Consider the following 20,210-nt stretch of genomic DNA (forward strand, 5'->3'; position numbering starts at 1 on the left):
GTCTCCAAGGACAGGCGATTCGGAGAGGGGGCGCCGCCAGGGCGAGGGGCCGGGGCGCGAGCGCGGGCCGGCGGACGCGTTCCCGGGCCGCGGCCGCATGAGCTGGCCCGAAGGACAGCGACGATTCCGCGAGGGGACGCAGGGCGGGCCGGCGAGGATCAGATGTCCCCCGGGACGTGTATGGGCATGGCCGGCGGGCCGCGCTGCGTCGCGATCACGCGGCCGACTTGCCGAGGCGGATCTCGACGTCCATCGGCGGCTCGGGGCGCGGGCGGCGGGCGGCCAGCCGGGCGCGGACGCGGGCGACCAGGGGCGGGCCGACGACCGAGGCGGCGGTGGCGGTGGTGGCCGAGGCGGCGGCGATCCCGAGGCCGATCGGGCCGAGCGGGCGGCAGCCGAACAGGTGGCTGAGGCCGGGGGTCTCGACGACGGCGAGCATGACGGCGAGCGAGCCCACGCCGGTGACGAGGACCTCGCGGCTGAGCTTGCCGGCGACGAGGGTCTGGCCGAGCTGGCTGCCGACGAGCGCGAGCAGGCCGACGGTCGAGGCGCCGCGGCGGCCGCCGGGCAGGATGTGGGCGGCCATCCACGCCGCTCCGGCGCCGCCGGCGGTGGTGATCGCCCGCAGGGTGATGTCGCGGTCGAGGGCCTCGCCGAGGGCCACTTCTGGCCCTTCGGCCAGGAGGTGGCGCAGGCTCTCGGGCGCGGGCGGGCGCAGGGCGATCGCCATGGTCGGGGCGACGTCGGTGAGGAGGTTGACGAGGAGGAGCTGGCGGGCGTTGAGCGCGCTGCCGCCGAACAGGCCGGACACCAGCGAGAAGCCGATCTCGCCGAGGTTGCCGCCGGTGAGGATGGCGACGGCGTCGCGCACGGCCGACCACATGGCCCGGCCCTCGGCGATGGCGTCGACGATGGTGTCGATGCGCTCGTCGACGACCAGCAGGTCGGCGGCGTCGCGCGCGGCCAGAGTGGCGCGCGCGCCGAGAGCGATGCCGACGTCGGCCAGGCGGATCGCGGCGGCGTCGTTGGCCCCGTCGCCGGTCATGCCGACCACCCGCCCGGCCCGCTGCAAGGCCTTGACGATCCGCACCTTGTGCGCCGGGGTGGCGCGGGCGATCACGCCGATGTCCGGCAGCGCGGCGTCGAGCGCCTCGTCGGACATGTCCTCGAGCTCAGGTCCGGTGAGGACGTCGCGCCCGCCCAGGAGGCCGAGCTGGTCGGCGATCCGGCGGGCGGTCCGCGGGTGGTCGCCGGTGATCATGATGAGGTCGACGCGGGCCTCCTGCAGGCGCGCGATCGCCTCGGCCGCGGAGGCGCGCGGGGGATCGCTGAGGAGGATGAAGCCGCAGAAGCGCAGGCGATCGATGCGGGCGTCGTCGAGGTCGCGCTCCTCGCTGGCCGGGCGCTCGGCGATCGCCAGCACCCGCAGGCCCTCGCCCGCGAGCTCCTCGGCGCGCGCGAGCACGGCGGCGCGCTCGGCCTCGGGGAGGTCGCAGCGGCGCAGGACGACCTCGGGCGCGCCCTTGACGGTGAGCCGCAGGCCGGCGTCGGTGACGCCGAGGACGGCGTGGTAGCCCCGGCCCGGCTCGAAGGGCATCTCGTGCAGGCGCTGCCAGCCGGGCACGCCCTGCTCGGGGACGACGCCGATCCGCGCGCCGCCGTCGACGATCGCGCGATCGGTCGGGTGCGGCAGGTGGCCGTTGGTCGGCGGCGAGGCGCGCAAGGCGGCGGCGAGCAGGGCGCGGGCCCAGTCCGGCGGCTCGCCGTCGTCGAGCGCCGCGCTGCGCTGGTCGTCGGCGAGGCCGTGGAGGTGGATCTGGCCCTCGGTGAGGGTGCCGGTCTTGTCGGCGCAGAGGACGTCGAGCCGGCCGAGCGCCTCGACGGTCCGCGGGTTGCGGACCAGCGCGCCGCGGGTCGACAGCCGCCGCGAGGCCGCGAGCTGGGCGACGGTGGCGAGCAGCGGCAGACCCTCGGGCACGGCGGCGATCGTCATGCTGATGCCGAGGTCGATGAGGGTGTGGATGTCCTGGTGGCGGAACAGGCCGGCGCCGACCAGCAAGGCGCCGCTGAGGCCGGCGATCGGCAGGGTGCTCTCGGTCAGCTTGCGCAGGCGCGCCTCGACGCCGGTCTCGGGGCTGAGCTCGCGCAGGGCGAACAGGCCGCGCCGCGCCTCGGTGTCGGGGCCGATGGCGACGACGACGGCGCGCGCGACCCCGGCCGCGATCGCGGTGCCCTCGTACAGCATGCTGCTGCGATCGGCGATCGCGGCGGCGTAGGAGGGCGCGGGGTCCTTGGCGATCGGCAGCGACTCGCCGGTGAGGCTCGACTCGTCGACCTCGAGGTCCTCGGCCGCGAGCAAGCGGCAGTCGGCGGGGACGACCTCGCCCGCGTGCAGCTCGACGATGTCGCCCTCGACCAGCTCGTCGGCGGGGACCGGACGCACGCGGCCGCCGCGGAGGGTGCGGACGGCAGGGCGCTCGCGGTCGGCGAGGGCGGCGATCGCCCCCTCGGCCTGGAAGCGCTCGGCGCCGCCGATCAGGGCGTTGAAGCCGAACACGGCGCTGATGAGGCCGGCGTCGATGAAGGAGCCGGTGACGGCCGAGAGCGCGGCGCCGGTGACGAGCACGGGGGTGAGCGGGTTGACGATCTCGTGGGCGACGGCCCGCGCGAGCCGGACCGGCCGCGAGGCCAGCCGCGGCGGCTCGTGCCGGCGCTCGGCGGCCAGCGAGTCGGGCAGGCCGGCGTCGAGGCTGGCGCCGAGGCGCGCGAGCACGAGGTCGGGCGGGAGCCGGTGCCACGGGGTCGGATCGACGGCGGGCGGCGGCGGCTTCCTGGCCAAAAGGACAGCTCGCCGCAGGCCGTTGGCGAGGGCGACCACGCTGGCGGCGTAGGTGGCGAGCATGACCTGCTGCGGGCGGGTCTTCTTGAGCCCGCCGAGCGCGAGCGCGGCCCCCAGCGCGGCGCCGACCCCGGCGAGGACGACGCTCTGCTCGGCGACCTGGCGGGCGACGACGCAGGCGTCGATGAGGAAGGTGGCGTCGGCGAGGTCGTCGCGCAGGAGGATGTCGGCGGTCCACGGGGGCTCGCGGGGATCGAGGGCGAGGCCGAGGCCGAGGTCGGCGGCGGCGAGGGCGACGCGATCGCGGGCCGACAGCACGGCGACGACGCGACCGTGGCGCTGCAGGCCGTCGACGGCGTCGGTCAGGTGGGCGGGGGCGATCCGCTCGTGCGCGGTCAGGACGCGCGCCAGCGCCGGGTCGTCGCAGGCGAGCACGAAGTGCAGGCGCGAGTGACGGATCGCCGCCAGCAGGGCGTCGGCGCCGCGGCGCAGCGCGGGCCGCAGGTGGACGACGGCGACCGGCTCGCCGCGGTGGGCGAGCAGCAAGGAGTCGCCCGACCAGCCGTCGACGGCGCGCCGCAGCGGGCCGCGCCAGTCGGGCGGGGCGAGCGCGGCGGGCGGGCCGATCGACCAGTCCTCATGGACATGGACGGAAGACCAGTCGTCCTCGCGGAACAGCATGCCGGCGTGGTGGACGACCGGCTCGCGGGCGACGCCGGGCGCGGGCACGACGGCGGCCATGGTGCGGGCGTCGGTGAGGAGGGCGCCGGCGTCGACGACGAGGGTGTCGACGCGGTCGAGCAGGCGCACGGCGGCGTTGCGCAAAACCAGGCAGCGGCGCCGGCCGAGCGCGACGCCGAGCTCGGCGGCGAAGATCGTGCGGCCGTAGAAGGCGGCCTTCGGCAGGCCGCCGAACAGCGGGGTGAGGGCCGACTCGAGGTTGTGGGTGTCGGCGATGCCGACGACGAAGCCGCCCAGCGAGGCGAACAGGGCGTCGTCGGCGTAGCGCTCGATGATGCTGTCGGGCAGCGGCGTCGGCCGCTCGCGCGCGGGCAGCGGGGCGAGCCGCGCGGGCGACTGCGGGTCGCCGCACAGCTCGGCCTCGCGCTCGCCCCACGCCGCGCAGCGCGACCGCTCGGCCCGCAGCTTGACGGTCTGCACGACCATGTCGACGAGCAGCCCGATCGGGCCGGCGCCGACGGCCTGGACGACCGCGTTGGTGATGCCGACGCCGACCTCGGTGGCGGCGGGCCCGAGCCGGTCGACCAGCAGCTTGCGCAGCCGCGGGGTGTTGTCGACGACGGTCATCAGCGCGGCGAGGTCGAAGCCGGCCCGGGTCGGGGCGAAGTCGACGATCCGCAGGGCGGTGCCGAGGACCACGCCGAACGCGTCGGCCCCGAGGTCGACGGCCTTGCGCAGCAGCGGCTCGCGATCGCCGGGGTAGTCGGGGATGACCTCGGCGAACGGGAGGTCGTGCAGCCCGAGCCGCAGCTCGATGGCGTCGACGATCCGCGCGAGCGTGTCCGGGGTCCACACGCCGGCGTCGTAGTCGACGATGGCGCGCCCGACCAGGCCGTTGATCCGCACGCCTTCGATGCCGCCAAGCCCCTCGAAGGTGGCCTCGACGGCGTCGGCGAACCGCGCGAAGTCGGCCTCGTCCAGCGACCGCAGCTCGATGTGCGCCCGCACGCCGTCGGTCCAGATCCGCCGGTGGCGGTGCCCGAACAAGTTGACCGCGGTGCGCAGCCACGAGGGCGGGCGCAGCGGCGGGATCGAGGCGAGGCGATCGAACAGGCCCACGGTCGCGAAGGATGGGCCGGGCGGGCGAAAACGCCGGGAAATTTCCCACGCGGCGGCGGACGTCCGCGAACGCGGCGGCGCCGGCGGCCCCCGCGGCGCAGGTTCGCCGCGCGCGCGGCGGGCTCGGCGGGGCGTGGAGCAGCGGGCGCGAGCGGCCCGCGGCGCCCCGAGGTCGTCCGAAGCGGCAGCTCGGCGAGCGGACCCGCAGGCGGCGTGGAGGACGTCATGTCTTGAGGGACATGTTCACATGTCCCCGAGGACAGGAGGATGGATGTCTTTCGGGACAGGAGCTCGCGACCCTGCGGTGAAGCGCGCGCGTCCTGGCGGGATCGCCTGTCCCCGAGGACAGGCGCGTTCGCGCGGGTGATGCTGTCCGGCGGCGCAGCCGGGGCCGCGTCAGTGCCAGCAGCAGTCGGTGGCGTCGCAGCCGTGGTCCATGACGTAGGCGGAGTTCGAGCGCTGGGCGGCGAGGGCCTTCGGGCCAGGTCGCGGCGGCGGCGCAGGGAGAATTGACATGTCCTGGAGGACAGGCGCGTCGTGGATGTCCCTGGGGACATGTCTCGCGTCGCGCGCGGCTCGCGGCCCGCGGTTGGGGGTTCAGGGCGACTCGTTGACAGGCCGGGCGGCCGGAGGAAACCATGTTTTCCATGGCGGCGAGACGGGCGCGGGCGAGGGTGACGTGGGCGTGGATGTTCGGGCTGGCGGCGTGCGGCGGCGATCCGGCGGCGACGACCGAGGGCGCGACGACGACCGAGGCGACGGGCGGCGACCCGTCGACGACGGGGACGGGCGGCCAGCCGACGACGACCGAGGCGGCGCCGACGAGCGGGAGCTCGCCAGGGACCGGCAGCGAGACGGGCACGACGACGACCACGGAGACGACGCCGGGCACGAGCGAGCCGACCACCGAGACGTCGACGACCGGCGAGCCCGGTCCCGAGCTCGGGCCGCCGGTGCTGCGGATCAACGTCGGCGGGCCGGCGGTCGGCGAGTTCCTGGCCGACGACGGGCCCGAGTCGCCGTACCGCGCCAGCCCGGACACGCAGATCTTCGCCGCCGACGCGGTCGTCGCCGGGCCGAGCGTGCCGGCCGAGGTGCCGCTCGAGGTGCTGGCGACCGGGCGCGTCGAGCCGCCCGAGCTGCTGGGCGGCACCGGCCAGCTGCGCTACAGCGTGCCGGTCGAGCCGGGCACGTATCAGCTGCGGCTGCACTTCTCGGGGCCGTCGCAGGGGCCGGGCACGCGGCTGGCCCAGCTGTGGATCGACGGGGCGACGGTCGGCGAGCCGATCGACGTGTCGGCGCTGACGGCCGGCGACGCGAGCGGGACGGTGACGGTCGAGATCACCGCCGACGCGTGGCTGGACGTCGAGCTGGTGCGCGTGCCGGGCAGCGAGATGCCGCTGCTGTCGGCGCTCGAGCTGTTCGGCGACGGCGGCCTGCGCGACGGGCCGGCGGGGACGGTCCGGCACATCACGCCGGCGGGCGGGGGCAGCGGCGACAGCGTCGACGACGCGGCCGGGCTGGGCCAGCTGCCGGCGCTGATCGCCGCGTCGGCGCCGGGCGACGAGGTGTGGATCCACGCCGGCGAGTACGAGACCGGCGGTGAAATTTTCATCGGCAGCGGCGGGACGGCGGAGGCGCCGATCGTGGTGCGCGGGGTCGGGGCCGACTGGCACTCGCCGGGGCGGCCGCGGTTCGTCGGCACGCGTGCGAACCCGTGGACGGCCGAGGGGGCGGTCGGCGGGACCGTGTTCCGCCTGAACGCCGGCGCCGACCACCTGCAATTCGTCAACCTCGCGTTCGCCGATCAGGGCAACGGCTGCTGGCGCGTGGCCCAGCCGATCGCGGGGCTGCGGCTCGACAACATCGTCGCCACCAACGTCCACCGCCTGCTCGAGGACTTCGTCGGCGGCGACGAGACGGACGCGACGATCACCGGCCTGGTGATGAAGGACGTGTCGGTCCGCGGCTACGCCCGCGCGGTCGCGCGGCTGCAGTACCAGACGCACGAGGTGCTGCTCGAGGACGTGTTCGGCGACTCGGAGGCGCAGCCGTTCGAGTCGTTCTCGACCGGGGTGACGCTGGACCAGGCGGCCCACCACGTGACGCTGCGGCGGTCGGTGATGCTGAACCACCAGCAGGTCGACGTCGAGGGCTACTGGAACGCCGACGGGTTCTCGACCGAGCGCGACAACCACGCGATCCGCTTCGAGGACACGTTCGCGGCCGGCAACACCGACGGCGGCTACGACCTCAAGTCGACCGACACGACGCTGGTCCGCGCGGTCGCGGTCGACAACAAGCGCAACTTCCGGCTGTGGGGCCAGATCGCCATGGAGGGGTGCGTCGGCCTCGACCCGCACAAGCGCGGCGGCTCCGGCACGCAGGCCCAGGTCCACGGCAACCCGCAGGGGGTGTTCACGGTCACCGACTCGCGCTTCGTCGACGACGACCCGGCGACGATCGTGTTCGACCTCGACGACGACGCGGCCGGCACGATCGTCGGCGGCTGCGTCGAGCACCACCCGGAGGCGACCTACCAGACCGTCGAGCCGGCCGCCAGCCTGATGCTCACCGACGTCGCCGACGGCTGCTGAGGCGCGGCGTCGAGGACGGGCCCGCATGGCGGGGCCGACATGGCCATTCGGACATGCCCTCGAGGACATTCTCTTCAGGACATGTCCGGGAGGATATGTGCTTTCGAACCTGCCGGCGCGGCGCTTCAGACCTCGACGATGCGGCCCTGGACCGGGGCGAAGCAGCGGATCTTGAGGGCGTCGGCCTCGGCCCGCCGCTCGGGGGCCAGCGGGGCCTCGGAGATCAGCCACACCTGGCCCTCGGGGAAGGAGGCGTCGGACAGCCGCTTGCGGGCGTCGCCGGCGAGGGCGGCGAGCTGGTGGTCGTCGAGCTCGGCCTCGCGGGCGGCGCACAGGACGGCCAGCGCGGGGGCGCTGCGGTCGAGGCGGCGGCCGACGGCGAAGGAGGCGATGCTGAGGCCACCGAGGGTGTAGCCGGTGATCGCCCGCACCGAGGCGGCCTGCGCCGGTTGACCCTCGGCCTTGGCCGGACGCGCGCCGGCCATCAGCGCCATGGCGGCCGCGAACAGGCCGACCATGCCGCCGAACTTGAGGCCGAGCGCGGCCTTTCGCGGGACGCGTGCGCGCACCTCGTCGACGGCCGGGGCGACGGGCTTCGGCTCACCCTCGACGCGAACCCCCGCCTGAGAATAGAGCCACGGGACGCAACGATCGCCGGAGAAGGTCTTGGACATGCCAGCAGGTCTAGCAGGTCCGGGACGGCGACTGACCTTTCATGCGCGACAGCACGGCGACAGCACGGCGCGTCGCCCGGCCCCGCAGTTCGCCGCGCGCGGTCGAGGCTGCTGCCCGAGCCATCGGCGGAGCGAGCGGCGCTGCGCCGGGTGCTCGCCAGCGCGGCCTTCTGGACGCCGTTCCGGGCCGGTCTGGGTCCGTGCTGCGCCGGCCGCACCGAGCCGCCGGCGCGTGATACGGTGGCTTTCGCAATGCGTCGTCGCACGGTCGTTCTCGTGGCCCTGGGGTGCGCGTGCAACGAGCGCGAGCTGCCCGGGCAGACCGACGCGGGCGGTCCGGTGACCACCCGCACCAGCGGCGACGCGACCGCGTCGACGGCGGCGCCGGCGACGAGCGGCGAGCTGCCGACGACCGGCGCGGCGACGACCGACGCTGCGCCCGACACCTGCGGCAACGGAGTGGTGGAGCCGGGCGAGGTCTGCCTCGGGCCGCCGCGGCAGATCGACGTGGGCCCGGTCCATCGCGTCTGGACCGCGGACGTCGACCGCGACGGGCGCGACGACGTGCTCACGCCGACGGGGCTGTGGCTGCAGCGCGACGGCGGGCTCGAACCCGGCTCGGCGCTGCCGCTCGCGCCGGCCGGCATCGGCGACTTCGACGGCGACGGGCGCGTCGACCTGTTCGCGTACGACGGCGACGCGCGCACGCTGGCGTGGAGCCGCGGAGACGGGCAGGGGAGCTTCGGCGCGCCGGTCGTCACGGACGCGAGCGAGCTGCGCAGCGCCGCGGCGGCGGACGTCGACGGCGACGGCCGCAGCGACATCGTCGCCCAGGCGCCGGAGCTCGACGCGCTGCGCACCTACGCGGCCGCCGACGATGGTTCGTTCGTCCCGCTGGAGATCGGGCCGATGTCGCGGTGGGCCGCGCTCACCGGCATCGGCGACGCCGACGGCGACGGGTTGCCCGACGTGCTCGTCAGCGAGTCCGGGGTGACGACGCCGTGGTGGGGACAGGGCGACGGGACCTTCGTCGCCTCCGACGAGCCGCTGCCGCCGCAGGCGAGCTACGCGCTGGCGGACCTCGAGGGCGACGGCGCGGACGAGCTCCTGTTCGCGCACGCCAATGAATGGTGGGACGACGCGCTCTACGCGGCAGGCGCGATGTGGCTCGTCGGCCCGCCCGCCGAGTGGCCCGTCGCCCAGGTCGAGCTCGCCGACGTGGCGATCCAGCACATCGCCGGCGACATGAGCCAGGACGGCCTCGGCGACGTGATCGTCGGCCGCCTCGGCGAGCCGGGGCAGGCCGTGCTCGAGGTCCTGTGCAGCGCGCCGGGGCGGCAGCTGGGCCGCTGCGCGAGCGCGGCGCTGACGTCGCCGGTCGAGCACCTCGCGGCCGCCGACGTGCAGGCCGACGGGGCGCTCGACCTGGTGTTCGCCGCCGGCGAGGCCGGCCTCTGGACCGTCGTGGCCGGGCCCTGAAGGGCCCGGTCTCGGCCGCGAGACGCCGGCACGCCGGCGTGATCGCGGACCGGCTTCCGGCGAACGCGGCGTCCTCGCGGGTGGAAGATGCCTGGAAGGGCATGTCGATTCGGACATGTCTCTGGACGTCCCGCGGACGATCAAGAGCAATGTTCGAAAGGCAATGTTCGAAAGGCCATGTCCAGAGAAACATGTCCTTTCGAGCACCTCAAGGATCGCTTCAGCGCTTGGCGAGCGCGTGCTCGAGGGTCTGATGACAGGGCACTTCGGACAGGTCGACGCCGGCGCCGACGATCGCGCGGGCGAGCGGCGGGCGCACCCCGCTGAGCGCGGCGGCGACGCTCTGGAGCCGCAGGACGCGGACGATCCGCAGTACGCCGGCGGCGACCTCGGCGTCGTCGACGGCGGCGCCGGTGAGATCGAGGACGACGCGGACGACGCGACCGCGGCCGGTGTGGTCGAGCAGGGCGGCGAGGGCGACGTCGACGCGCCGGCGATCGAGGGCGCCGATCCGCGGCAGGGCGAGCACGCCGGCGCCGACGCGGATCACGGGCGCGGCCAGGCGCAGCAGCGCGTCGGCCTGCGCGGCGATCGGCTGGCGGTTGCGCTCGAGCTCGGCGAGGTGGGCGCGGCGCCCGGTGACGTCGGTCTGGGTGACGAGCAGCGCCGGCGCGCCGGTGACCGGGTCGGTGTGGGCGTTCCTCGCCAAGGTCAGCGAGCCCAGCGAGGACGCGGTCCTGCTGCGATACGAGCCGTATTACTGGCAGTCGGCGACGCAGATCGGGGGGGCCTTCACCGACGAGTCGGCGGTCGCCGATCTGCGGCTGTTCCCGGGTTTCAACCTGCCGCGCCACTTCATCGTGCCCGGGCCCGGCAAGACGCCGGCGCCGTACGATCCGGCGCCGGGGCAGGACGTCGCCGACTGGCTGGCCAGCGAGGGCGAGCGGGTGCTGCTGGTCTACGGCGAGAACGACCCGTGGACGGCCGGCGCGTTCGAGCTCGGCGACGCGGCCGATTCGTACGTGTTCCACGCGCCGGGCGGCAACCACGGGGCGCTGATCGCCGACCTCGCCGACGCCGACCGGGCCGCGGCGGTCGCGGCCGTGGAGGCGTGGGCGGGCACGCGGGCGCGCAGCGACGGCGCGGTCCGTCCGGCGCCGATCCGCGAGACGCTGCGGCAATTCGGCTGGTGACGCGCAGAGGAACGGCTTTGGGAGCGGAGACGGCTCGCCTGCCGCGAGCGGGGCGTGAAACGACATGTCCCGGGGGACATGAGCGGCGCGGGCGGCAACGACCTGTCCCGCGGGCCAGACCACGGAAGCACCTGTCCCGAGGGACAGCCACGGCGCGGCGGTCATCACCTGTTCCGCGGGACAGCTGCGGCGCGGGTGCGCTGTCCCGGGCAGTGGCGGCGATCAGGCCCGCGGCGCGCGGCGGCGCCGGCGGGCCAGCGCGCCGAGGACGAACAGGCCGAGCGCCCACGGCTGCGTGTCGCCGGCGTTCGAGCGGCAGGCGCAGCCGCCGGCGTCGCCGCTGTCGTTGCCGGCGGTGCCGCTGGCGCTGCCGGTCGGGCCGCCGCCGGAGCCGTCGGACGACGACGCGCCAGTGCTGGCGTCGGGGCCTTCGCCGGTCGAGTCGCCGCCGGTGGCATCGCCGCCGGTGGTCGGCGCCGGGCCGGTCGGATCGTCGCCGCCGGTGGTGGTGTCGTCGACCTGGCACAGGGGCTCGCGGCTGCCGGGCGGGCACTGGAGGTCGTCGAGCTGATAGACCTCGGGCCCGGGGCCCTTGACGAGCACCGGCTTGTCCCACAGGGGCGTGCCGAGCGGGATCGCATAGACTTCGGCGGCCGGGACGGTGACGACGGCGCCGAGGTCGAAGCCCCAATTGTCGGCGACCTCGGGGCTCGGGATGTGACGGCGCACGTCGCCGTCCTTGAGGTACACCTCGGGCGTGCCGTCGTCGGCGCGGATCAGCTGCGGCGCGGGCTCGATGGCGATCCAGTCGGGGATCGCCAGCAGGGTCGGCTCGTCGACGTTGACGAGCTGCCAGAACAGGTCGAACTTCCACGCGGCGAGGATGTCGGGGCTGGTGATGTGACGGCGGACGCCGGACAGGGCCGGCGGGGCGCAGGTGAACGTCAGCGGGCTCTGGGCGAGCTGCGGGTTCTGTTGGCCCTCGATGTCGATGCCGTAGACGTGGACCGGGTGGGTGACGTTGTCGCGCAGGCTGAGAGGAATGCCGAGCTCGTAGCCGTGCGCGCACGAGCCGAGGGCCATGCACAGGTCTTCGCGGTGCAGGTTGGCGGTGGTCGGCACGCCGATGCCGTTGGGATCGCCGGCGGGGGCGTTGAAGTAGACGTGGACGTCGATCGCGGCGTCGGGCGCGTCGGGGTCCTGGGCCCAGCCGTACACGTTGTCGCAATCGACGGTGTCGAGGTAGCCCTGCGGCGGGATGCTGATGTCGCAGACCCCGCCGCCGGGGCCGCCGCCCCACCACTCCCAGTGCCACGGCTCGCCGGGGACGGTCTCGGTGAACCCGAAGGCGCCGCCGTGGGCGTTCAGCCAGTTGTAGACGCCGGGCGTCGCGGTGTTGATGTCGAGCGCGTGGCCGCTCTGGTGGTTCGAATAGCCGGGCTTGGCCGCCAGGTTGCAATTGTTACAGTTGCAATTGACATAGCAGCCGTACAGGTACTCCTGCTCGGCCATCGTGCGGAAGCCGCTGTTGATGTGCATGTCGACGCCGTCCGCGGCCGCGGCCTCGCGCATGACCCAGTAGGCGTTGGCGGTGCTCTTCTCGACCGGGCGCCCGTCGATGTGGACGACGGTGATCTCGAACGGGTTGCCGTTGGTGTAGCCGGTGTCCTTGCTCTCGGCGCAATCGATCGGCGCGGGGTGCTCGCCGATGTCGGGCGGGGCGGTCAGTTCACAGACGTCGGGGTGTTCGTGCGGGCCTTCTGCGCGGGCGGTGTGGGGCGCCAGACATAGCGCAGCGAGGACAGCGTGTCGGAGCGAGATCGCGGTCGGCATGGACGCCCACGGTATCACGCGCCGCGCGGCGACGGGCGGGGCACACGAGGGCGCCGATGGCCTGCGCGGACCGTGGGGGAACCTCGGGCGCCTGGGGTCCGGCGGCCGCTGACGGCAATATCGTCGCGCGCCGGCACTCACACGAAAGCGATGTCACCGATGGGTCGGAGCGCGGGTGGGCGTCGGCGCTCGCAGAGGTCGCGAGGCGCGCGGCCCGGGCCGGAACGCCGCAGCCAGGGCGAGCGGGGAGGCCTGGACCTGTCCATTCGACCAAGTCGTCGCGCGCGTGCGAGCGGAGGTCAGGCGCGGGCGAGGAGCTGCTCGAGCGCGTCCCACATCTCGGCGAAGCGGTCCGAGTAGAGCGCGGCGCGGAAGTCGGGCTGCTCCTGGCGATAGACGGCGAGCATCCGCGACCGGGTGGCCGCCGAGTAGCCGGCGTTGGCGAGGCGGTCGCAGATCTTGACGAAGGTGGCGACGTCGCTCGCGCGGATGCCCTCGTAGTAGCGCGCGTTGGCCCGCTCCTTGCGGGTGCGCCCCTTCTCGTTGGTCAAGGCGAAGGCGACCTCGGCCACGGCCTCGTTGGTGGCCTTCTTGACGTCGTTGTACGTCTGCCGCGCGTCCTCGATGGTGTCGTGGACCCAGGCGCCGGCGAGGGCGATCGGGCGGTCGGCTTCGTCGAGCAAGTGGAGGAACTCGACGGCCCGCTCGACGACCATGCTCAGGTGGCTGGCATAAGGCCGGCCGTCATACAGGTGATTGGTCTCCGCGTGGGCGCGGGTGGCGTAGCTCTGGGCCGCCTGCACCAGGGGGTGGCGAAGAAGCTCGGTCATGCTCTCCATACGAGCCCAGCGTCGACCGATTCAAGGCCGACGAACCGCCGCAGTTGCGTCAGGATCCGTGAGGGACCGCTCGTGAGGGCTGCCGGATGCCCAGCGTCCGGTCGTTGCGTTCGCCGCGGAACTCGCTCGTGCGGCGGTCGCTGCCCGCCGCGAGCGGAGGCGCTTCGCGGAGACCCGGGCCGCCTCGCGATGCCGCGCCCGGTCGCCGGCCCGGCGATCGGGCAATGACTCATAGAACATGTCGTTTCGGACATGTTCTAAAAAACATATCGATGCGGGGCGACCGGTCGTGCGGGGGCGCGGCCGTCGAGGTGTCCCGATGCGTGCCCCGCAGCGGGTGGGGCGCACGGTCGCGCGGCCGCTCGACCGGCGGCGGCGAGACGGGCCGGTGACGGGCAGGCGGCTCCCTCGCGCGCGCCAACGAGCGCGCGCTCCGTGTCATACTGCCGGCCATGATGCGCGGGCTCGGCACGGTCGCTCTCGTCACTCTCGTCGCCGGATCGGTGGTGGCCTGCGCGGGGGGAGAGGGCTCGGACAGCCGTGGCGGCAGTGCCACCGAGACGACGGTCGGCGCGGTGACGGCCGCGGATGCGACCGGGACGGTCACCGACGCGCCGACCGGGACCGAGACTCTCGGCGGCACGACGACCACCGAGGGCAGCGGCAGCGAGTCGGCGACGATGGGGACGACCGCGGGGGTGCCGACGACGACCGAGGCGGTCACGACCGAGATGTCGACCGGGACGACGAGCTCGACCACCGGCGAGCCGTGCGCGCCGGTGCAGTGCTCGGCCGACCTCAAGGGGCTCGAGTGCGAGGGGCAGCTGGTGGCGACCTGCGAGGAGGACTCGTACTGCGTCGAGGGCGCGTGTACCCCGCTCGAGCCGTGCGAGGCGGCGGCGCTGCTGCAGGGCAGCGAGGGCTGCGAGTTCTGGGCGGTCAAGACGCAGACGACCAAGACGGGCGGCTGCTTCGCGGCGTTCGTGGCCAACACCTGGGACGAGTCGGTCCACATCGAGGTCGAGTACGACGGGCAGAGCCTCGATGTCGCCGGCTTCACGCGGATCCCCGAGGGCCAGGGCGAGAGCATCACCTACGCGCCGTACGACCCGGTCGCCGGGCTGCCGGTCGGGCAGGTGGCCCTGGTGTTCCTGTCCCGAGGGCCAGGTGACAACCCCGACTGCCCGGCGCCCGCGGGCGTGGCCACGGAGACCGAGGTGGCCGGGACGGGGCGCGGGAAGGGGTTCCGGATCTCGACCGACCGGCCGGTCGCGGCCTACCAGATGCTGCCGTACGGCGGCGGCTCGGTGGCGATCACGTCGGCGACGCTGATGCTGCCGACGAGCGTGTGGGACACCAACTACGTGGTCGTCAACGCCTATGCGCAGAGCGTCGCGGTGCCCGCGGCGCGGCCGCTGTGGGCGGTCGTCGCCGGCGAGGACGGCACCGAGGTGACGATCGATCCGAAGGTCGCGATCGACGGCGGTCCGGGCGTCACCGCCGGCGCGGCCGGGGTGCCGATCAAGTACAACCTCGACCGCGGCGAGACGATCCAGTTCGCGCAGTCGGCCGAGCTGACGGGCTCGCCGCTGGTCGCCAACAAGCCGGTCGGGGTGTTCGGCGGGGCGAGCTGCTTCAACGTGCCGGTCGGGGCGTCGTACTGCGACGGGGCGCACCAGCAGATCCCGCCGATCAAGGCGCTGGGCAGCGCGTACGTGGCGGTCCGCTACAAGAACCGGCTGGCGATGGGCCAGGAGGAGACGCCGCCGTGGCGGCTGGTCGGCACGGTCGACGGGACGACGCTGTCGTGGCAGCCGGCCAAGCCGGCCGGCGCGCCCGACACCTTGGCTTTCGGCCAGGTCGCGGAATTCACGGCGGCCGGGCCGTTCACGGTGCGCAGCCAGGACAGCGAGCACCCGTTCTACCTCGCCGGGTACATGACCGGCGGGCAGCTGCACGACAACCGCGGCGACCCCGAGTGGGTCAACGTGATCCCGTCGGAGCAGTACCTCGACCGCTACGTGTTCTTCACCGACCCGACCTACTCCGAGACCAGCCTGGTGGTGGTGCGGCGCAAGCAGGACGGGGCCTACGCCGACGTCACGCTCGGCTGCGCCGGCGTGCTCGACGGCTGGGCGGAGGTCGACGACGAGCACGAGTACACCCGCGTCGACCTCGTGACCGGCAACTTCGAAGACGTCGGCCAGTGCTCGAACGGCCGCCACGAGATCGCGAGCGCCAACCCGATCGGCGTGACGGTGTGGGGCTGGGGCTCGCCGGAGTCGGTCGACTTCTACACGCTGAACGTGTCGTACGCGTACCCGGCGGGCGCGGCGATCCGGCCGATCAACGACGTGATGATCATGCCGCAGTGATCGCGCCGCGGTGAATCAATTGAGCAGGCGACCCGGCGGGCGCGGCGGGCCGGGCTCGCCGCGCCTGCGGGCCAAAAGGCCGCGGTTGTACAGGGCCAGGCGGTAGAGGTGACCGCGCTCGCAGTAGAAGGTGATCGTGCAATACCCTTCGCCGTGGATCGAGTCGGGCAGGTCGATCCACGACACGTGGATCGGCAGCGCGTCGAGCTCGTCCAGGCGGGCGCGCACGAGCGGCAGGCCCTCGGCCAATTCGTCGAGGTCGTGCCACACGCCCGCCTCGGCGGCGAACAGGCGGACCAGCAGCGGCTCGTGGCGCCGTTCGCCGACCAGGTCGGCGGCGAGGTCCTCGAGCAGCAGCTCGGCGTCGGTCGGCTCGTCGGGGTCGTGGTCCGTCAATGGATCTGCAGGTTCGGGCCCGCGAGGCCGGTCGCGCCGTCGGGGGCGGGGTTGTTGTCCGGATTGGTACCACCCGCGCCGCCGAAGCCCGGCACGCCGGTGGTGCAGCTGTTCATGGCGTAGACGAACACGACGTTGCTGGCGCGCGCGAGGCAGGCCGAGGGCCTGTCGCCGCCGCCTCCGCCGGCCCCGCCGTTGCCGCCGGTGCCACCATTCCCGCCGACGCCGCCGTTGCCCGAATCGTCGTTGCCCGAGCCGCCGTTGCCGCCCTGGCCGCCGAACTGGCCGGGCCCGCCGTCGCCGCCCTTGCCCCCATTGCCGCCCTTGCCGGTGGTCATCGCGTTGCTCAGGATGTGGATGATGCCACCAACGGCGAACACCGCGAAGCCGCCTCCGCCGCCCTGACCGCCGTGACCCTTTTCGCCGCCGAGGCCGCCGCAGCAGCCCCGCGCCGCCGACGCCGCTGCCCTGATTGCAGGAGCACGCCCCGGCGAGCGTGCACGAGCCCCCACCGGCGCCGCCGCGCCCGTTCGTCGCGTCGGCGCCGGAGGTGTCGTCGGCGGGGACGTGGAGGCCGGCCGAGAGCTGGCCGAGGTTCGCGCCGCCGGCGCCCGTGGCTCCCTGCGTGCCGTTGGCGCCCGTGGCCCCGACGCCGCCGCTGCCGCTCTTTGTGAAGCAGGCGCCCGAGGCTCGTCCGGGGTTTCGCCGCTGCCGGGGAAGTCGGTCTGGCCGTTGCCGTCGTTGTAGCCGCCCTTGCCGCCGGCGCCGCCGGCCCCGCTGCATGGCGGGGCGGCTCCGCCGTTGCCGCACTTGGCGCCCTGGCAGCCGTTCTGACCGCTGGCGCCCGCGCTGGCCTGCGGAGTCGGAGGCGCCTGGCCGGACACGCCGTCCTGGCCGTTCGCGCGGGCGGCGACGTCGATGAGTTTGTCGCGGACCACCAGCGGCGCGCTGCCGCTGGCGAGGCGCACCGCGTAGGTGGTGGATCCGGGCCGGCCGCTGCTGGTGGCCTTGAGGGTGAGGCCGGCCAGCCAGGTCTCGTCGTCGATGTCGCTGGCGCTGACGACGGTGCAGGCGGCCTGGATCGTGGTGATGGCATTGGCCGAGCGGCGGAACTTGAAGTCCGGGTCCTCGCGATCGAAGCCGCCGAGGACGTCGACGCCGGAGGCAACCACGATCGATTCGTCGTACAGCTCGCCCGAGACGCAGACCGCCGAAAATCCGCCCTGGACCGCGAGCTCGATCGCGTGACCGGTCGACTTGACCGGATCTTCGCGCGACCGGTGTGGATGTCGTCGCCCACCGAGGGCGAGACGACGATGCAATCCTCGACCACGCCGTCGCTGCCGTCGCAGTTGGCGTCGTCGAATTGATCGTCGAATGGATCGTCGTCCCCCTTTTTGATACAGGAGTACTCACATCCGCATTCGCCGGCGAGGGGGTTGCCATCGACGTCGAAGAAGCCGTCGGGGCAGCCGAGATCGCACACCCCGGGGCCGGTCGTCGAGTCGGTCCCGGCGTCCTTGGTCGAGGTCGTCGCGTCGGTGGTGTCGGGGTCCGTGGTCGTCGTGGTCGTCGTGGAGTCCGACGCGTGGTCGTGGTGGTCGAGGCCGAGACCGCGGTGGTGGTCGGCGCCGTCGTGGTCGTGGTGGTCCCGGAGTCGGTCGTCGTCGAGGTCTCCGCGGCCGTGGTGGTCGGTGCAGTCGCGGTGGTGGGTTCGCCGGTGGAGCCGGTGGAGCCCGTCGTCGTCGTCTCCGCGGCGATGGCCGAACTGGTCGTCCCACTGTCGCCGCAAGCCAGGGTCGAAAGGCTCGCGCAGAACCGCAGGGAAACGGCGGAACGGCGTGCTCCGAGCATTGCGTCGGCGATCTTCGGCAGGAGCGGCGCCTGCTTCAAGGCATCCTGACCGCGCCGCGACCTGTCGCCGGCGACAGCCGAGATCGGGGAGCCGCGGGTGCGCAGCGGCTCGCACACCGGGCTGCTGTGCCGCAATTGGCGGACGTTTTTCCAAGCGGATGTCCCTGGTTGACGAGGTGAACTCGAGGGTATGGTCCGCGCCATGCGAGTAAGCATTTGTACGAAGGGTCAGATCCTTGGTTATTTCCTGGGCGCGGCGCCGGTGGCGCTCTTGACCGCGTGTTCGAACACCCCGGCCACGACGACCGACTCGGGGACAGAGACCGATACCGGGACGTCCACGGGGACGGATACGACCGGCTCGATGACGAGCACGCCGGATCCGACCGAGGACATGCCGACGACCGGCCCGACCACCACCGGGACGACCGGGACCACCACCGAGACGGGCACCGACACCGACACCGACACGGACGGGCCGGATCCGGTGTGCGGCGACGGCAACGTCGACGCGGGCGAGGAGTGCGACAACGGGGCCAACAACGGCGACCGCGCGGTTTGCACCTCGGAGTGCAAGGAGAACGTGTGCGGTGACGGCAAGGTCGGACCAGGCGAGGGCTGCGACGAGGGCCCCGACAACGGCGGCGAGACCTGCAAGGACGACTGCAGCGTGCCGAGCTGCGGCGACGGCATGGTCGACCTCAACGAGGAGTGCGACGACGCCAACGCCGAGGACACCGACGAGTGCACCAACGCCTGTACGAGCGCGAGCTGCGGCGACGGCTTCTCGCAGATGAGCAACATGGAGGAGTGCGACGACGGGGCCGCCAACGGCGACAACGCGATGTGCACGCCCGAGTGCAAGGCGAACGTCTGCGGCGACGGGTTCGCGTGGATCGACGGCGGTGAGGAGTGCGACGCGGGCAAGGACAACGGCCCGGGCAAGACCTGCCTCGAGGGCTGCGTGCTCAACGTCTGCGGCGACGCCGACGTCGGCCCGGGCGAGACCTGCGACGACGGCAACACGATGGCGGACGACGGCTGCAGCGCGACCTGCACGCTCGAGGGCTGCGGCGACGGCGAAGTCGACCCCGGCGAGGAGTGCGACGACGCCCTCAACGGCGACCAGGACGACGGCTGCACCGATCTGTGCCAGGCGCCGAAGTGCGGCGACGGGTTCGAGCAGGCCAGCCTGGCGGAGCAGTGCGACCTCGGGGCCGAGAACAGCAACACCGGCGCCTGCACGCTCGAGTGCAAGGACGCCAAGTGCGGCGACGGCTTCATCCAGGAGAACGTCGAGCAGTGCGACGACGGGGTCGGCAACGGCGACGACAAGGCGTGCCTGTCGCTGTGCGTGACCGCCGTGTGCGGCGACGGCAAGGTGCATGTCGGCGTCGAGCAGTGCGACGACGGCAACGTGAACAACCAGGATAGCTGCACCACCGTGTGCAAGCTGGCCTCCTGCGGCGACGGCTTCATGCAAGCCGGCGAGCAGTGCGACGACGGCAACACGGACTCGACCGACGCCTGCACCAACGCCTGCAAGCCGGCGACCTGCGGCGACGGCTTCGTCCAGCAGGGCGTCGAGGAGTGCGACGACGGCAACGCGAACCCGAACGACGGCTGCCTCGCCATGTGCAAGGCCAACAAGTGCGGCGACGGGATCATCAACATCGGCGTCGAGCAGTGCGAGGACGGCAACACCAACGCCGGCGACGGCTGCAGCCCGACCTGCCAGTTCGAGCAGCCCAACGAGACGGTGACGAAGAACGCCCTGAACCTGGCGATCGCCGACGACGCCTACAACGGCATGCCGGCGACGATGACCTGCACCACCATGACCGTCAACGGCGGCGGCAACGGCACGGTCAAGGACGTGACGCTGCTGATCGGCTTCACCCACACCTTCATCGGCGACCTGACGATCAAGGTCCTCAACCCGGCCATGCAGGTCGTGACGCTGATGCGCAGCCCGGGCGTCGTCGAGGCCAACGACGACGCCAACTTCTACGTCGGCGATTCGTCGAACGCGAACGCCATGTTCCCGCTGTTCTTCCGCGACGCCGGGACCACCGACGCCGAGACGATGGGCAGCACCCTCGCCAGCACCGACCAGGTCGTCTGCCGCGACGACTTCCAGTGCGACTACAAGCCGAACCCCGGCAAGGGCCCCGGCCCGAACCTCGCCGCCTTCGCCGGCAGCATGGGCGCGGGCGACTGGCAGGTCTGCATCGGGGACAGCATCGGCGGCGACACCGGCACGCTGCAGAGCGTCGAGCTCACGGTCGTTTTCAACCCGTGAGCCGCGCGCCGGAGTGACGGCTCGCTCCG

General features: G+C 73.5%; 13 protein-coding genes. 6 read left to right on the forward strand and 7 right to left on the reverse strand.

Annotated features, from left to right (window positions below):
- Positions 1-214: 214 nt before the first annotated feature.
- Positions 215-4,639, reverse strand: coding sequence for a cation-translocating P-type ATPase (locus tag NAEX_RS37260; protein ID WP_096332225.1), 4,425 nt, complete (start codon positions 4,637-4,639; stop codon positions 215-217).
- Positions 4,640-5,286: 647 nt separating this feature from the next.
- Here NAEX_RS37260 and NAEX_RS48845 point away from each other — a divergent pair.
- Positions 5,287-7,236, forward strand: a complete 1,950-nt coding sequence (locus tag NAEX_RS48845; protein ID WP_143141131.1) for a hypothetical protein — start codon at positions 5,287-5,289, stop codon at positions 7,234-7,236.
- A gap of 125 nt (positions 7,237-7,361) precedes the next feature.
- Here the strand turns inward: NAEX_RS48845 and NAEX_RS37265 are convergent, their stop codons facing one another.
- A complete protein-coding gene (locus NAEX_RS37265; RefSeq protein WP_096332226.1) occupies positions 7,362-7,910 on the reverse strand; it encodes a hypothetical protein in 549 nt (182 codons plus the stop codon).
- Positions 7,911-8,162: 252 nt separating this feature from the next.
- Here NAEX_RS37265 and NAEX_RS37270 point away from each other — a divergent pair, with 252 nt between their 5' ends.
- Positions 8,163-9,389 carry an FG-GAP repeat domain-containing protein gene (locus tag NAEX_RS37270; protein ID WP_100793349.1) on the forward strand — a complete coding sequence of 409 codons (1,227 nt, stop codon included), beginning with the start codon at positions 8,163-8,165 and terminating at the stop codon, positions 9,387-9,389.
- Between the two features lie 220 nt (positions 9,390-9,609).
- On the opposite strand, the gene NAEX_RS53355 is transcribed toward NAEX_RS37270, so the two are convergent.
- Entirely contained in the window at positions 9,610-10,098 is a 489-nt protein-coding gene (locus tag NAEX_RS53355; RefSeq protein WP_170135320.1) for an STAS domain-containing protein, read from the reverse strand.
- On the opposite strand from NAEX_RS53355, the gene NAEX_RS53360 reads away from it, so the two are divergent.
- Positions 10,079-10,582 carry an alpha/beta hydrolase family protein gene (locus tag NAEX_RS53360; RefSeq protein WP_245913886.1) on the forward strand — a complete coding sequence of 168 codons (504 nt, stop codon included), beginning with the start codon at positions 10,079-10,081 and terminating at the stop codon, positions 10,580-10,582. The genes NAEX_RS53355 and NAEX_RS53360 overlap by 20 nt on opposite strands.
- Positions 10,583-10,804: 222 nt before the next feature.
- Here the strand turns inward: NAEX_RS53360 and NAEX_RS37285 are convergent, their stop codons facing one another.
- Positions 10,805-12,415, reverse strand: a complete 1,611-nt coding sequence (locus NAEX_RS37285) for a M15 family metallopeptidase (protein ID WP_096332229.1) — start codon at positions 12,413-12,415, stop codon at positions 10,805-10,807.
- A 299-nt stretch (positions 12,416-12,714) separates the two neighbouring features.
- Positions 12,715-13,245, reverse strand: coding sequence for a phosphohydrolase (locus NAEX_RS37290; RefSeq protein WP_096333856.1), 531 nt, complete (start codon positions 13,243-13,245; stop codon positions 12,715-12,717).
- Positions 13,246-13,706: 461 nt separating this feature from the next.
- Between NAEX_RS37290 and NAEX_RS37295 the strand changes: the two genes are divergently transcribed.
- Positions 13,707-15,629 (forward strand): IgGFc-binding protein, encoded by a 1,923-nt coding sequence (locus NAEX_RS37295; protein WP_096332230.1) that lies wholly within the window; start codon positions 13,707-13,709, stop codon positions 15,627-15,629.
- A 15-nt stretch (positions 15,630-15,644) separates the two neighbouring features.
- On the opposite strand, the gene NAEX_RS37300 is transcribed toward NAEX_RS37295, so the two are convergent.
- The gene (locus tag NAEX_RS37300) at positions 15,645-16,025 is read right to left on the reverse strand and encodes a hypothetical protein (RefSeq protein ID WP_096332231.1); all 381 of its coding nucleotides are present in this window, start codon (positions 16,023-16,025) and stop codon (positions 15,645-15,647) included.
- Positions 16,022-17,197, reverse strand: coding sequence for a hypothetical protein (locus tag NAEX_RS37305; RefSeq protein WP_143141132.1), 1,176 nt, complete (start codon positions 17,195-17,197; stop codon positions 16,022-16,024). Before NAEX_RS37305 ends, NAEX_RS37300 begins: the two co-directional genes overlap by 4 nt.
- A gap of 110 nt (positions 17,198-17,307) precedes the next feature.
- Between NAEX_RS37305 and NAEX_RS48850 the strand changes: the two genes are divergently transcribed.
- Both NAEX_RS48850 and NAEX_RS37315 read left to right on the forward strand, forming a co-directional pair.
- A complete protein-coding gene (locus NAEX_RS48850) occupies positions 17,308-17,928 on the forward strand; it encodes a hypothetical protein (RefSeq protein WP_143141133.1) in 621 nt (206 codons plus the stop codon).
- Between the two features lie 153 nt (positions 17,929-18,081).
- Complete coding sequence (locus NAEX_RS37315; RefSeq protein WP_170136332.1) at positions 18,082-20,181, forward strand: DUF4215 domain-containing protein; 2,100 nt, start codon at positions 18,082-18,084, stop codon at positions 20,179-20,181.
- Positions 20,182-20,210 lie beyond the last annotated feature (29 nt).

The sequence above is a fragment of the Nannocystis exedens genome, from assembly GCF_002343915.1.
Taxonomy (GTDB): Bacteria; Myxococcota_A; Polyangia; order Nannocystales; family Nannocystaceae; genus Nannocystis; species Nannocystis exedens.

Bases quoted from the DNA above. Each gene is read 5' to 3' on its own strand.
- NAEX_RS48845 (WP_143141131.1), top strand. From the start codon at position 5,287: ATGGCGGCGAGACGGGCGCGGGCGAGGGTGACGTGGGCGTGGATGTTC.
- NAEX_RS37265 (WP_096332226.1), bottom strand. From the start codon at position 7,910: ATGTCCAAGACCTTCTCCGGCGATCGTTGCGTCCCGTGGCTCTATTCT.
- NAEX_RS37270 (WP_100793349.1), top strand. From the start codon at position 8,163: ATGCGTCGTCGCACGGTCGTTCTCGTGGCCCTGGGGTGCGCGTGCAAC.
- NAEX_RS37285 (WP_096332229.1), bottom strand. From the start codon at position 12,415: ATGCCGACCGCGATCTCGCTCCGACACGCTGTCCTCGCTGCGCTATGT.
- NAEX_RS37290 (WP_096333856.1), bottom strand. From the start codon at position 13,245: ATGACCGAGCTTCTTCGCCACCCCCTGGTGCAGGCGGCCCAGAGCTAC.
- NAEX_RS37295 (WP_096332230.1), top strand. From the start codon at position 13,707: ATGATGCGCGGGCTCGGCACGGTCGCTCTCGTCACTCTCGTCGCCGGA.
- NAEX_RS37315 (WP_170136332.1), top strand. From the start codon at position 18,082: ATGCGAGTAAGCATTTGTACGAAGGGTCAGATCCTTGGTTATTTCCTG.